Genomic DNA, 12,773 nt, shown 5'->3' with positions numbered 1-12,773 from the left:
AATCACTCCCCCGGGACGGTCCAGCGCTCCACGGGGCCGGACGCCGACTGCGTGACGTGCAGGCCCGACAGACCCGGGATCATCGACAGGGCTGTGCCGGACACCTGCACTCGCACACGCTGACCGTTGCTGCTGGCGGAGACGCTGTAGCTCCGCAGGCTGTCACCCGCGGTGCGGCCCAGGACGCTGCGTGCCTGGGCCGCCCCGTCGGCCGGGCTCGACTGGTAGGCCCGGGCGGCGCTGACGCCCTCGCGGGCTGCGGTCAGGGCGATCTGCCGGGCATAGTACCACATGGAGGCCTGGATGACGGCGACCGTGGCGAGCAGCACGAACGGGAAGAGGATCGCCATCTGGATGCTGGTGTCGCCGCGGTCGTCGCGCCATCCTCGCCCCTGCCACCAGTCCTTCAGCCGCTCGGGACGACTCATCACAGACCGGCGAGCTTGCCGTTGTACTTGCCGATCACGACAGCGATGGTCCCGGCGATCAGGACGGCACCGGTGACGGCGGCCACCCAGATGATGACGGTCGTGGTGGAGATGTCGCCACGGTCGGACCGGCGGGCGGCCTCCTGAAGGCCGTCCTGCACGCGCGTGGTCAGACGCAGGACGGCACGGTTGGCGCCTGCCCAGGCACGCGCTCCCCGGCGGCCACGACCCGGCCTGCGGGACGCGGTGTTCGGGTGGGTGATTGCCTGGAGCACAGCACGGCGGGCGCGGGTTGCAGTGTGCTTCATGGTGCTTACCTCTCTCAAGCGTTGAACGAGTCGGGATGCTTAAACGGTGAGCATGCGGATCACGGCAGGGAAGGCCATCAGCAGCATCACCAAGACGGCCAGGAGGGCTCCCGGCGCGGTCATCTTTTCGCTGGCCGCGTTCGCCTCAGAGGCCTGGTCGGCCAGCAGTTCGGCGTTGAGTGCCGCAGTGCGTGCCCGCAGCGCCTTGTAGACGGCGGCACCGTCAGTGGCCGAGCCGCGCATGATGTCGGCGACGTCGTCCAGGACGGGCAGGTCGTACTGGGCGGACAGGTCCGCGAGCGCCTCGTAGGGCGGGATCTTCTCCAGCCGGGCCCGGCGCAATGCGCCCTGCAGATACAGGAAGGGCCAGCCCTCGCCGACGGATGCGGCCTTCTCCAGCGCTTCGGCGGGGCCCGCGTCCGCGGCCCGCTTCAGCGCGACCAAGTCAAGGTAGGCGGACAGAGCGTGCGCGAACTCCTCCCGCGCTCGCTTGGCCTGGTCCCGCACGGCCAGATCGGGCGTGATGAACAGCAGGGCTGCGACGAGGAGTCCGACGCCGGCGGGCACGTAGAACGGCAGGCCCACGCCGGCGATGACCCACGGAATCGTCGCGATGACCGGGCAGAGCAGACCCAGCGCAGCGAGCGCGGTCTTCTTGAGCATGAACTGGCCCGGCCCCTGGCCGAGCAGGGCCAGGTTCGTGGTGGGCACCCTCACGCCGGGAAGCCGCTCAAGGCGGGCCAACAGCCACCGGCCCCACACCTCCTCGCGGTCCAGCTCCGGCTCCGGAATCGTCAACATGCCCGGCGCAGTCCGCTGGAGAGCAGGACCCAGCGCCGGCTGGGGCTGCAGCAGTTCCCGGATCAGCAGCGCGACACCGGCACCGACCGTGCCACCAGACACGACAACGGGAAGCAGGTTCACGGCGCGGCCCCCTCCGGCTCGCGGGCGGCGACCGGCACGTCCGGCTCCGACACGGCCGCAGGCAGCCGGACAGTGCTGGTCGGGTCGGTGACCAGGAAACGGGGAATCCGGCGGAAGGAGCCCAACTGGCGCATCAAGGCGAGCACTCCGACAAACCCCGCCGTCAGGAACGCGAGGACGAGCTGGCCCAGCAGCGTGGAGTACGGCTCCGTGTACGACGGCACCAAGAACCCCGCCACCACCACGCCCACGGTGATGATGGTCATCCACCGCACGGTAGTGCGGGGCTTGGCCCGGTCCGCCTCGATGGCGCGCTTCTTGGCGACCTCCTCGCGGACGGTGCCCGACAGATCCTCCAGCGCCTGCGCCAGGCCCGGACCGCGGTCGTTGACCGACAGGATGAGCGCCGCGACCACCTTGTCCGCGGTGACATCGTCCAGTTCATCGGCGAACGAGCGCAGCGCCAACTCCGGCCGCCACCCCAGGCGCAGCCGGTCGGACAGATTGATGATCTGCGGCGCGAGTTCGTCCGGCGCGCCCTGACGGCTGGTCATCATGGCCTGCTCAAGACCCATGCCCAGCCGCAGCAGACCTGCCAGCCGCTGCGTCCACTCACTCAAGGCCTCCAGCTGCCCGATGCGCTCCTGCGCCATCTGCGCCGGGGTGATCAGCCAGGGCACACCGATGACGGCCGAGCCCAGCAGCGCACCGCCGACGAAGTTCCCCGACACCAGCCACACCGCTACGAACACCACGACAGCCGCGACCAAGAGGGTCCGCCGCCGCAGGCGGGCGTCCTCGCTCTGGTTCTTCCCACCGCGCATGGCCGCCTTGAAGCGCACGTGCAGCGGGGCCCGGCGCGGGGCTGTGGTGCCCACGACACCGGCCACGACACCGATCAGCCCGCCGACCACGGCCATCCCGCACAGCAGCCCGAACAGCAGCGTCATCGGCTTACCCCCACCCTCAGAGGCAGCGGCGCCGGCCAGGCCCCATACGGCTGCTGCAGCAGCGACGAGTCGAAACCGACGCGGCGCAGGTCGTCGATGCAGCCCGGGTCCATCCTCGGCACTGCCCGCAGATCATCGAACTCGCGGCCGGGGGAGAAGATCTCGTTGGTGGCGGGCCGGCCGTTCTCGCCGATCCCGGTCAGTTCCAGGACATGGGAGACGTACCGGTGGCGGCGGCCGCCGATCTGCGTCTCGTCCGTCATATCGACGTAGACGATGAAGTCCAGGCCGTTGGCGGTCTGGCGGTAGGCGAGCTGTTCGGACAGGTTCTCCTGGGCGAGCGCGTACAGCTCGGCGATCCGGTCGAAGATGATGTCCGGCCGCCGCGCGTGAATGGTGCACAGGTTGCCACCGGAGCCGTTGGTCAGCGCCTGCATCATCGCGACGACCTCGGGGCCGCGGACCTCGCCGACCACGATCCGCTCCAGCGACATCCGCAGCGCCGGATGCATCAGATCCAGCAGCGTGACCTCGCCGGCGCTGCGCCCGGTGACGTCCTTCTCCCCGTTGGACTCACGGCCGACGAGGGAGACAACCTGCTTGTGGTAGCCGTTGGCGTGGCAGAACAGCTCGTCCTCGGTCTGGATGGTCGCGAACCGGCACTCCGGGTCGAACTCCTTGAGCATGGCCCGCAGCAGCGTGGTCTTCCCGGCCTTCTGCTTCCCCGCGATCATGATGTTCTTCTCGGCGCGTACGCACGCCCCGAGAAACTCGCGCAGGATTGGGTCGATGGTGCCCAGGCGGACCAGGTCGTCGAGGTCGGCGTGAGAGACCCGGTGCCGGCGGATGACCGCATACGTCATCGGCCCGAGTCCGGTGATGGCTTGCAGGCGGGAGCCATCCTGCAGTGACAGGGCAAGGGTGGGGTTCGCGGTGGAGATGGTGCGCTCGCTTTGGCCGGAGCCCCGGGCCAGCTCCCGCAGCAACTCGAGCAGTTCCTCCTCGGAGTCCGCGATCGGGCCGACCCGGCGGCGTTCGCCGTCACCGTAGTCGAGCCATACCTCGTTGGGGCCCTGGATGATGATGTCCTCGACCCGTTCGTCGTCCAGGTACGGCTGGAGCCGGCCAGCTCTGAACAACAGGTCGTACACGGCGCGCCGCAGCGCCTCGTCTTCCTGCGGCGTCATCGCCTGGGCGTCAGACCACAGAGCGACCGCCTCGGCGATCCAGTTCAGGCAGCGCTGCTCCTCGCTGGCCCCGTCCATGTCGGGCTTGGCCTTGAGTAGTTCCTCGCGCTGCTTGGCGACCTGGGACGCGATCTCCCGGGCCACTCGGTAGTCGACGGTGGTATGCGGAACGGCCGTGCCGAGTACCTGCGGACTCGAGGCGGCACCGGCAGGCCGCGACGCGACGCTGGCCTGCTGCGCCCACTCCTGGGGCGGCGGAGCCACTGTGGGGTCAGGGTGTAGGGGCCTAGCGTGCATGGGTCACCTCCCCGCCTGCTGCACGCAGGCGTGGATCGAGACGGGCCCGGCGCATGGCGGCCCGCTGAGCAAGCAGCGCACTGCCCGTTCGGACGGCCTTCATCAGCGGCGACTTGGTGAAGTGGCGGGGCTGTTCGGCACCGTCGGACAGCACCCGGGCATCCTTCGGCGCGTACGGCAGGGTGGCGATCACCGGCACCTGCAGAACGCGCTGTACTTCACCTGCGGGATACGGGCCTTCGTTGACCATCAGCACGCTCACGTCGCCGACCCGCTCTTGAAGGGCACGTACCCGGCCCTCTGCGGCCTGCAGACAGCGCAGGGTGTTGCGGACCACCACGCACACGGCGTCGGCTTGCTCTGCCAGCACTCCGGAGGGCCCGTAGGCGCCGCGACGCCCGAGGTCGATGAGGACGTCGTGGCCGCTCTCCGCTTCGATGCCACGGAACATCTGCGCGAGGATCTTCCAGACCTGCCCCAGGCTTGCTGCCTGTGCGGGGTCGGTGATGCCGGGCAGCAGCAGCCGGTTGCGCGGGGATTCGGCTTTGCCGTCGTCGCTGCTGAGGTCGATCAGCTGCCGCCAGAACGCGTCGCTGAACTCGCCCTTGCGGGCAGCGACCGAGAGGTTGCGCAGCCCGTACCGGTCGCCGAGCGTGCCTTGTAGCAGGCCGTGCAGCACGGCTCCGCCGTCCGGATCGCACTCGGCCAAGATCATCCGCCGTCCCGCCTCCAGCGGCCACGACAGCAGCAGAGCCAGCGCGCTCGTGGTCACGCCGGGCGCGCCGCTGCAGCCTGCGAGCGCGATCACAGCCATCAGTTACCGTCCGGGGCAGCAAGGACCAGGCGCAGGGCGCCGGCCGCCTCCCACGCGGCGGCAGTTGGGCCGTCGGTAGCAGAGGTGGCGACGTCAACGACCACGATGCCCGTACCGGGGGCGGCGCCGGACGCCTTCACCACCCGGCCGTCGATGGTCTGCGGAGCAGCGTCGGACGTCTTGCCGGTATCTGCCGTGCCCTCGGCAGGGACGTGCACCAGCTGGACCTTCTGGCCCGGGACCAGCGCGGTGGCGGGAATCTGCTTGGGCTCCAGACCGACAGGCACCAGCTGCTCGCCGGCTTTGACGAGGTTGTCCTTCGTCACCTGTGAGGGGGTGAGGAGGGAGCCGGGCTTGAGTTCCACGGCTGCCCGCTTGCCCACCACTGACTTCAGGTCGTCGGCGCGCACCGCCTTGACGGCCGGGTCCAGGGCGATGGACGCCTTGCCGAGGTCGTCCTCGGTGAGGACCTGGCCGACCTGGACGTCCCGGACCACGGTCACGACATCCGTGCGGTTGCCGACCTGGAGCAGCAGGACGGCAACACCAGCGCCGCCGGCGGCAATCAGCGCCAACGACAGGGCGATGATCCCCGGGCGTCGCCTGCGGGCCGACACTCGGGGCGGCGCCACTGGTGTCGCCACGTGTCCCTGCGGGGGGAGGCCGTTCGGGGTTGTGCTTACTCGTTCTTCGGTCTTGCTCAACGTCTTTGTCCTTCCGGCGGCGTTACCTGACGACCTGGACTTCGCCGACCGCCACCTGCACGTTGGTCTGCCGGACCTCGGTGAGCTGGCCGGCCTGTCCGCCGCCCTGCCAGTTGATCGTCCACGTCGAGGTCGCGGTCACAGGGAACTTGCCGTTCTGGGCACCGGCCGAGGTCCTGGCGTAGACGTGTCCGCAGGTAGGCGACTGGGCCATGCCGTCGGATGACGTGTAGGGGGTGCCTGGCCCATTGCACGTAACGGAAGCACCGTCGCCCATCGTCCACACGATCTTCGATACCTTCGCCGTCGCAGTGACGGTGATGCCGCCTGCTGTGGCTGAGGCGGTGTTCGGGCCGTACGTCGTGGGGCTCTCCTTGACCCACATCCACATCGGGACACCCACGGTGTACTTCCCGGCCGCGCGCGGGCTGGCGATGTCCGGGCCCAGCAACGTCATGGAGTCGACCGCACGCTGAGCCAGCTTCCGAGGATCGACCTGGGGCACAGGAGGCTGACCTGCTGGGACGACGACGAAGCCGTCCGGGTTGCTTTGACCGCCGTCTGTGCACCCGTAGAAGTACAGGTCGTTCTTCTTCGGGTCGGCGCCCTTCCAGCCTGGCCATTCGGTCGGCGGCTTCGGATCGACCTTGGTGTACTTGCAGTCCGTCTTGCTGCCGCCACTGTCGCTGCCGTCTTGCGAGCCGCCCGCCTGCCCGCTGCTGCCCCCGGTTTCGTCCCCCACGTTCACGTTGACGCAGAACTTGATGACCTGGCACTTTCCGGCACCAACGTGGGGGTCATCGTGGGCGTGCGCGACACCCGCCGAGGCCAGGGCGAGGGCACCGGTGAGTGCGGCCAGGCGCCGAGCTAGCAGGGCTGATCTTGAGCGGTCAACTTCGTGACCATCCACTTCGTCCCCCACTTTTCAAGCGTTGCGGTGCTGACGTATTTGATGAGCCGCGTCGTGGGCAGCGGGACCTTCTTCTTCGAGGCCTTGTCGATCAGCGTCCAGTGCGTCGTGTCGATGCAGTCCGTCACCGTGGCCGTCGGAATCTTGGTGCTGGTCACCTTGACGACCTTCGGATGGATCAGCGGCTTGCCGACGGTTACCTGTCCAGCCTTCCGCATGACCTCAAGGTCGTGCTCGATATCGAACAGGGCCCTCAAGGTGGTGTTCTTCTTCAGGTCGGTGCCCGCCGAGGATGCCTTGCTGTAGGCCTTGGTCTGTGCATCCCAGGAGCTGGTGTACGCCGCGAGAACAGCGGCGTCGACGGCGTCGACAGTGGAACTGGGTGCTGGCGAGACAGCCGTAGAGGTAGAGCTGGGCTTGGACGACGTGTCCGCATCGTTGCCGCTACACCCAGCCAGCACCAGCAAACTTCCGGTGAGGAGCAGCGCGGTTGCGTGCTTCCGGGTGCGAACAGGGTCGTACTCGCGCCCCGCTGAGCGCTGCGGTGTAGCTTTCACGTTGCCTCCCCGTACGACGCGATGCGGTCGACCGCAACCCTCGGCCTCCGACGTGCGGTGGCCCAGAACCGCGGCCTGGTCCAACTGCGGTGATGCGTTTGCGTGATCGCAAGATTACGCATATGACAGCCAACTTCCCAGCTTGATACGTCAGTTCACTCGTACAACTCGGGACGTACCTGGTCACTTTCGGAACCGAAGGTCGATTTTTAGTTCTGTGTCTTCGCTCGTCGCGCCAGCACATCTCGGGACGTGATCGCCGGACCGAGCGGACCACTGCTGTGGGTGAGAACGAGATCTCCAAGCGCCGGTTATCCCGCGGCGGGCCCGATGGCGTCACCGGTCACCGGATGCCTCCCGCCTGAGCGCGTCTCGCGAGTGAGATGCGGGGTCAAAGTTCCGCCCACGAACGAGGCTCGTCGCCGGCCAGCGGCACCCACACCTCAGAGGTTGGGCTGTACTTGTCCAGGTCCTCCAGGACGGCCGCCCCCAGCGGCACCTCGCGGGCCATATCGGCCACGAGCGGGTGATGGGCGACCATGGCCTTGAGGTCGCTGATCCGGTTGTCCATTGCCTGACGCCCTGTGCCGGTCAGCACGAACAGAACCCGCGGGAACACCGGGTACCAGCGCAGCCAGCCGGGCCCGGCCGCTTGCCGCCGCCGGCCTACGCTCTGCGGCTCGTACGTCCACAGCCTCGCGTACTCGATCAGCTTTGCCGCCAGGCGCTCGCTGCTCATGGTGGCACGGTCAACCTCAACGAACGCGCGCAGCTTGCGCCGCTGTTGGCTGTCGATGAGCGTGTAGTGCATGACCGCGTCGGCGACGACCCGCTCTCCGTCGCCGATCGCGTGGAACACCTCGGGAGTCCAGTCCAGGTGGCCATGCTCGTCACCGCGCCGGCGGGCGTCGGCGACGAAGGCCAGGTGGGTGCGCAGGACCGTGAGGGTGTGCGGGGTTTTGAGTGAGGCGGCCGTCGCCGAGGTGATCGGATACGGCGGCCGGCCCCGCAGCGCGGGCCAGTCCCGGGTCAGGCGGGCGCCCTTCGGGGTGAGATACCAGACCCGGCTGCGATTGGACTGCGGTAGCACGACGAAGTCGACCAGGCGCTCGCCGAGCAGATCGTTCAGCCGTTCAGAGACCGACTGTCGGGAGCGGTCGGGCCGCAGCAGTACATGCAGCTGGTTGGTCGTCGCCATGCGGTGTTGGGCGAGCGTGGCCAGGAGCTGATGCTTGAGGGGCTCGACGGGGCTGGGCGTGAAGCCCCCCGCGGCACGCTCGGCGGTCGGGGCGGTGATCAGTTCCATTCGTTCTCCTTCGACAGGCGGACCGCGGCGGCGCCAGCAGGGGCGTGCGCGGCGAGGAAAGCGGCAACCCGGCCGAGCTGCTGGGCGGCGCGGTCCGTGAGCGCCTCCAGCGGGAGCGCCTGGGCGTTGGCCTGGGCGGCTCTCTCCAGCGCACCGGCCTGCTGAGGGCGGGCCTGGGCGGCGAAGACGTCGTCGAGATGGGGCCCGCGCAGCCGGACAGGCCCGACGCGGCGGCCATGCACGTTCATGGAGACGTAGTGCTCGAAGCGCTCCATGGTGGCGACCCGGTCCGGGCTGGGGTCATCGCCCCACTCGGCGGTGATCGGTGCGATCGCGGACTTCGACCCCGCGGTGGTGGCCAGCGTGGACGCGTTCTGCACCAGGGACAGACGCACCGGTTGGGGAAGGCGGGACACCAGCTGGGTCATGCCATGGACGTGGCACTTGTACTTACGCAAGTCCTCGAACATCGAGGCGATCGTCTCCGGGGCCGCACCAGTCAGGGTGATCAGCTCGTCGAAGTACGGGCGGAACGGCACCCGCTTCTCCTCCGGAGTATCACGCCGTGAACGCGCGGCCCGCAGCAGATCGCGGGCGAGCAGCGCGGTCAGCAGGCGGTCGGTGGGCCCGTTGCCACCTGGGCACACCCACACGATCATCCGGGAGTCCATCGCCGCGCGGATGTTGTAGACGCCAGCCGGCTGGCCGAGGAAGGCACGGGTGACCGGGTTGGCGGCTAGGCGGGCGATCGGGTTGAGGACGACGGCGAACGCGTCGGGCGGGAGAGTGGTGAACACCGACTGCCACCACGCGCGGGTCTCCTCGTCCAGTCGGTCCGCCACCGCAGCGAGCGCTGCCCTGCGGAGGCCGGCGTCGGTGAGCAGAGCCCGCACGTGGAAGATCGTGGCCTGGTCCTCAGGCCGGCCGGCCTGGCAGGCCGCCTCGTTGATGGCGACCAGCACGGTGAGCGCGGCGGTGAGGATGGTCAGTGCCCGCGGAGCGGTGGCATCGTCCCACGCCAGTGCCGCGGCGTAGGCGTCGGCGATCGCCTCGACGACCTCGTGCGCCGCCTGCCCGTGATGCATTCCGAGCGGATTCCACGAACTCACCCGCGGATTCGCACCCAGCCCGTTGAGGTCGACCAGCGCGACCCTCGGCATCAAGTCGTCGTGAGCCAGGTACGGCAGGGCCCGCGGCCAGGAGTCGCGGTGCGGGTCGACGAAGACCAGTCCGCCGCCGGCGTGGGCCCAGCCGATCGCCTGCGCCAGGGCACGCTCTGTCTTGCCGCCGCCCGCCTTGCCGACTCCCACCTCGAACAGAGTCTCCTCGGCGTAGGTCGCGACCAGCCGCTCGCGGCCGTCCGGGCCCCGGTAGATGCCCTGCAGCAGCAACTGGGGATCTCCGAAGGCGAAGGTCGGCAGGTCACCGGCGAGCACCGGCAGACGACAGTGCACGGTGGGGGGTTTGAGCAGGCCCGTCAGCTCCTCCAGCCTGACCCAGTTCGCTCGGGGCGGCTGGCAGTGCCCCAGCTCCCAGCGCCGCTCGAAGCCTTTCCGGGTGGGCCAGTGGTCGGCTCCGATCCGCCACGGCCCCAGCCGCCAGCCACGCATCGCCCACCTCGAGCGGCCACCGAAAACGTCCAAGGCGGCCTGCAGTTGGGCGAGCCGGGCCTGGGCGCGGCCCTCGGTGTTCGAGGCACACATCACCAGCAGCTGCACGCGCACCAGGTGCTCGTCCTCAGCGAGCTTGCCCAGCGCCTCGGCCGGCTCGACCCGCCGCGGCACCGGCGGCATCACCAGCCGCCGCCCCGCACCGGAAGCGGGCTTGTCCGAGAGCAGCTGCTGCAGCTGCCAGCCCAGGGAATCCTCGATACCAGAGGCGTCCTGCCGCAACCAGCGCGCAGCCCGCTGGGCCTCCCGGCGTTCCGACCGGCGCGCGGCACCCATCAGCTGCAGGCGGCGCGCCCGAAGCGCCCACTTGGGGGCTCGCTGGATGTCGAGCCGGATCTCGGCGAGGTCACCGAGCTCGGCGCGAAGGTCGGCAACGGCATCGACCAGAGGCTGCAGCGGATCAGGCTTGAGCGGCACCTCACGCAGCGGAGCGATGAGCTTGCCCCGAAGAATGAACTCCGCCCGCACGGTGTGCGCCCGCGGCTTGTCGACGATCGGCCGCGCCCGGTTGACGGTCACGTCCGGACCGAACGGCGTGATCGACAGCAACCTCTCACCACCCGCCGGGCCCTCGATCCGGTAGCGCAGCGGCGCACTGCCGTCTGCGCGCAACCGGATCTGCACCGCCTTCGACCGGCGGGGCGCCCACCAGGGCATGGCCGTGGACGCACGTGCGAGCTGGACACCGCGCCGGAAAATCTCCTCCAGACTCGGGTCGAAATGCCGGGTGGAGACGAGCTCCAATGCCATCCGCTGCGCCGAAGCCTTGGCCGCGAGCCGGCGTACCACCCACTCGCCAACCCCCCAGCACACGGCGATGGCCAGCGCGAGTACGTACCAGTGGTCATAGAGCCAGTCGGCGGCGTCAACCAGGCCGGTGACCAGGCTGAATACCTGACCAGCAGCCGAATCATCGGCACGGTCCGTCAGGTGCGGGGCTGAGGAGTCCACGTCGCTGCCCCCTTCTTCGAAGTCGTTCGGGTGAAGTGCCAGTTGCTGATGCGGAGGTCGGTGAAGGTGCCGCCCCGGTCCATGCCGGCCCACACCAGATGGACCACCGCCGTGTCCGGGCTGCCGTCCCGGCGGGCGATCGCAGCCTGGATGCGGAACCGCGCGGTGGCGAACGCCGGAGCCACCGCCTGGTGTGAGGCGGGGAACACCGTGGGCCACTTCGCGCGGCCGACGCCTGTGGCGTCCGCGCGCAGCAGCGAGCGGCCGGCGGCGAGCAACTCCCGTTCGTCGCCTGCGGGAAGGTCGGCGGGCCAGGACTCCTCAAGGGAGCGCTGGATGGCCCGGTCGCCAGCCGGTCCCTCGCCGTGGGGCGGAAGCGCAGGCTCGGGGGCCGACGGCGTCGACGACGCGGAAGTTGATGCCGGGGAAGGCGGCCTGGGGCCGGCAGGCTGCCTGGCGGGGGGCGTGGCAGCCGTTGACGGATCCGTGGCTGCGGGGGCGGCCGACGCCGTTGCCGGGGCCGGCGGCTGGCCGTGCGGCACGCCCAGCAGGGAGACGCCACCGATGACGGCGAGGATGACGGTGCTCAGCGCCAGCAGCCGCGGAGAGCGCGGGGTCGTGGTCACAGCAGACGCGCTCCCCCCGCATAGCCGGACATGGCGTTCACTGAGTCCAGCCGGACGACGGTGCCGGGGCGGGCGGCATTGATCATTTGACCGTCACCGGTGTAAATGCCGACGTGATAGATCGTGGAATCGCGTCCGGGGGCATAGGCGTAGAAGACGAGGTCGCCCGGTTTGAGGGCGCCCGTGCCGAGGCTGGCGGGGATCCGCCGGCCACGACCGGCCTGAGCGGCCGCGGTGCGCGGCAGGCTGATGCCAACCCTGGCATACGCGTAGGTTGTCAGCCCCGAGCAGTCGAAGCCCTTGACGCTCGCACCGCTCTTGCCGCTGGGGGAGCAGCAGATCCCGTACGACGGGCCGCTCGCGTTGCCACCGCCCCATGAGTAAGGCACACCCTGCTGAGCGCGTGCGGCCTCGATGACGGTGCGGACCTTCCCGGACACGCTCTTCAGATCGGGGCCCTTGGCGGCCGCCGTGTACTGGTCGATCCACCCCAGCACGTTCGACACGTACTCCTCGGAGTGGTTGTACTGCAGGATCGCGGCCGCCAGTTGCGATCGTTTCATCAGGTCACGGCCGCCTCCGCAGAGGTAGACCGCGGCGCCGAGGGCGGCGTCGTCAGCGTTCTGCGGGTCGGCGATCTTGTCGCCGTTGCCGTCCTTGCCGACTCCCTCCCAGGTGGAGGGCAGGAACTGAAAGGGGCCGACCGCGCGCTCCCCATTCGCGGTGCCATCCCACTTGCCGCCGTCCGTGTCGGGGACGACCGTGGTGTTGCCGCCTTGGCCGGAGCCGTTGAGGAGCACCCCGTAGATCTTCGGACGGATGTCGCCGTTGTCGGCGATGTTCCTGCCGATGGCGTGGTTGGACTCGACCTTGGCGACCCCGGCGAGGATCGGCCAGCGCATGCCCTGGCACTTCGGCGCGTACTTCCCGACCTGCCGCACCGCCTGTTTGTAAGCGGTCAGCATCCGAGCGGGGATGTCGGCGGCGCTGCCGCCCTCGGCGATTCCGCCGTCGTCCTGCTCCCGCGCGCCTGCCTTCAGCGCGACGTACGCGCTGATCGCGTTGCCGACCGGTGCGGCACAGCACACGGCAGCGAACATCAGCAGAACCACCATGCACCCCCACCGCCTCACGCGACGTC

At 69.5% G+C, this 12,773-nt stretch carries 13 protein-coding genes; all 13 read right to left on the bottom strand.

Features of this window, described 5'->3' with window-relative positions:
• Positions 1 to 2: 2 nt before the first annotated feature.
• On the bottom strand, positions 3 to 428 hold the full coding sequence (locus ACZ5CZ_RS33495; RefSeq protein ID WP_468948238.1) for a TadE/TadG family type IV pilus assembly protein: 426 nt from the start codon (positions 426 to 428) through the stop codon (positions 3 to 5).
• The gene (locus ACZ5CZ_RS33490) at positions 428 to 736 is read right to left on the bottom strand and encodes a hypothetical protein (protein WP_468948236.1); all 309 of its coding nucleotides are present in this window, start codon (positions 734 to 736) and stop codon (positions 428 to 430) included. The genes ACZ5CZ_RS33495 and ACZ5CZ_RS33490 overlap by 1 nt, the downstream gene beginning before the upstream one ends.
• Positions 737 to 775: 39 nt before the next feature.
• Positions 776 to 1,660 (bottom strand): type II secretion system F family protein, encoded by an 885-nt coding sequence (locus ACZ5CZ_RS33485; protein WP_468948234.1) that lies wholly within the window; start codon positions 1,658 to 1,660, stop codon positions 776 to 778.
• A complete protein-coding gene (locus tag ACZ5CZ_RS33480) occupies positions 1,657 to 2,610 on the bottom strand; it encodes a type II secretion system F family protein (protein WP_468948232.1) in 954 nt (317 codons plus the stop codon). Before ACZ5CZ_RS33480 ends, ACZ5CZ_RS33485 begins: the two co-directional genes overlap by 4 nt.
• On the bottom strand, positions 2,607 to 4,094 hold the full coding sequence (locus ACZ5CZ_RS33475) for a CpaF family protein (RefSeq protein WP_468948230.1): 1,488 nt from the start codon (positions 4,092 to 4,094) through the stop codon (positions 2,607 to 2,609). The genes ACZ5CZ_RS33480 and ACZ5CZ_RS33475 overlap by 4 nt, the downstream gene beginning before the upstream one ends.
• Complete coding sequence (locus ACZ5CZ_RS33470; RefSeq protein ID WP_468948228.1) at positions 4,084 to 4,908, bottom strand: hypothetical protein; 825 nt, start codon at positions 4,906 to 4,908, stop codon at positions 4,084 to 4,086. Before ACZ5CZ_RS33470 ends, ACZ5CZ_RS33475 begins: the two co-directional genes overlap by 11 nt.
• Complete coding sequence (locus tag ACZ5CZ_RS33465) at positions 4,908 to 5,552, bottom strand: SAF domain-containing protein (protein WP_468948226.1); 645 nt, start codon at positions 5,550 to 5,552, stop codon at positions 4,908 to 4,910. Before ACZ5CZ_RS33465 ends, ACZ5CZ_RS33470 begins: the two co-directional genes overlap by 1 nt.
• A gap of 82 nt (positions 5,553 to 5,634) precedes the next feature.
• Positions 5,635 to 6,534, bottom strand: coding sequence for an ATP/GTP-binding protein (locus ACZ5CZ_RS33460; RefSeq protein ID WP_468948224.1), 900 nt, complete (start codon positions 6,532 to 6,534; stop codon positions 5,635 to 5,637).
• Complete coding sequence (locus ACZ5CZ_RS33455) at positions 6,480 to 7,079, bottom strand: hypothetical protein (RefSeq protein WP_468948222.1); 600 nt, start codon at positions 7,077 to 7,079, stop codon at positions 6,480 to 6,482. Before ACZ5CZ_RS33455 ends, ACZ5CZ_RS33460 begins: the two co-directional genes overlap by 55 nt.
• A 391-nt stretch (positions 7,080 to 7,470) precedes the next feature.
• Positions 7,471 to 8,385 carry a replication-relaxation family protein gene (locus ACZ5CZ_RS33450; RefSeq protein WP_468948220.1) on the bottom strand — a complete coding sequence of 305 codons (915 nt, stop codon included), beginning with the start codon at positions 8,383 to 8,385 and terminating at the stop codon, positions 7,471 to 7,473.
• Positions 8,376 to 11,006: an ATP/GTP-binding protein gene (locus ACZ5CZ_RS33445; protein ID WP_468948219.1), complete on the bottom strand. Its 2,631-nt coding sequence runs from the start codon at positions 11,004 to 11,006 to the stop codon at positions 8,376 to 8,378. Before ACZ5CZ_RS33445 ends, ACZ5CZ_RS33450 begins: the two co-directional genes overlap by 10 nt.
• Entirely contained in the window at positions 10,982 to 11,632 is a 651-nt protein-coding gene (locus tag ACZ5CZ_RS33440; protein WP_468948218.1) for a hypothetical protein, read from the bottom strand. Before ACZ5CZ_RS33440 ends, ACZ5CZ_RS33445 begins: the two co-directional genes overlap by 25 nt.
• The gene (locus ACZ5CZ_RS33435) at positions 11,629 to 12,747 is read right to left on the bottom strand and encodes a C40 family peptidase (RefSeq protein WP_468948217.1); all 1,119 of its coding nucleotides are present in this window, start codon (positions 12,745 to 12,747) and stop codon (positions 11,629 to 11,631) included. The genes ACZ5CZ_RS33440 and ACZ5CZ_RS33435 overlap by 4 nt, the downstream gene beginning before the upstream one ends.
• Positions 12,748 to 12,773 lie beyond the last annotated feature (26 nt).

The sequence above is a fragment of the Streptomyces sp. NPDC031418 genome, assembly GCF_055581605.1.
Note: the sequence above shows the minus strand (reverse complement) of the source record. Positions and strands in the feature narration are given on the sequence as shown.